This window comes from Seonamhaeicola marinus, from assembly GCF_008085455.1.
This window is the reverse complement of the sequence record NZ_VSDQ01000870.1, coordinates 1-881: the sequence shown is the minus strand read 5'-3', so window position 1 is coordinate 881 and position 881 is coordinate 1. Positions and strand designations below refer to the sequence as shown.

The 881-nt window shown below is 37.1% G+C and carries 1 protein-coding gene; it reads right to left on the bottom strand.

Annotated elements, in window-relative coordinates; genetic code table 11:
* The coding region (locus FUA24_RS24515) for a MiaB/RimO family radical SAM methylthiotransferase (RefSeq protein ID WP_148546057.1) at positions 1–881 on the bottom strand (881 nt) is incomplete at both ends.

Sequence of the window (881 nt, the reverse complement as noted above, 5' to 3'; positions counted from 1 at the left end):
TCTTGACTAATAGCACAATCTGGTATAATGCGTTTTATATTATCAATGAGTTCAAAATACGCTTCGCGGGTATGTTGGCGGTTCATTTCTTTTAAAATGCGGTTACTGCCACTTTGCACAGGTAAGTGTATATATTTACAAATGTTTTTGTATTTACCCATGGTTTCAATAACATCTAAGGTCATGTCTTGTGGGTTAGATGTAGAAAACCTAAAACGCATTTTTGGCTGCGCTTGGGCACATAATTCTAATAATTTAGAAAAATTGGTTGCTGTAGCTTTTTGTAAATCAGAAGCTTTATCAAAATCTTTTTTAAGGCCGCCGCCATACCAAAGATAGCTATCTACATTTTGGCCTAAAAGCGTTACTTCTTTATAGCCTTTGTTCCATAAATCATTAACTTCTTCTAAAATACTTTGTGGGTCTCTACTACGCTCACGCCCACGTGTAAAAGGTACAACGCAAAAGGTACACATGTTGTCGCAACCGCGGGTAATAGAAACAAAAGCAGTTACACCATTGCTGTTTAAGCGTACTGGGGCAATATCACCATAGGTTTCTTCTTTTGAAAGAATTACATTAATAGCATCTCTACCTTCATCAACTTCAGCTAAAAGATTTGGTAAATCTTTGTAAGCATCGGGGCCAACTACAAGGTCTACAATTTTTTCTTCTTCAAGAAATTTGCTTTTAAGGCGTTCTGCCATACAGCCTAAAACCCCAACTTTCATGTTTGGGTTGCTTTCTTGTTTTACAGCGTTGTATTTTTCTAGGCGTTTGCGTACGGTTTGTTCAGCCTTATCCCTAATAGAGCAGGTGTTAACTAAAACTAAATCGGCTTCTTCTAAAATTTGTGTGGTGTTGTAGCCTTGTTCGTTTAA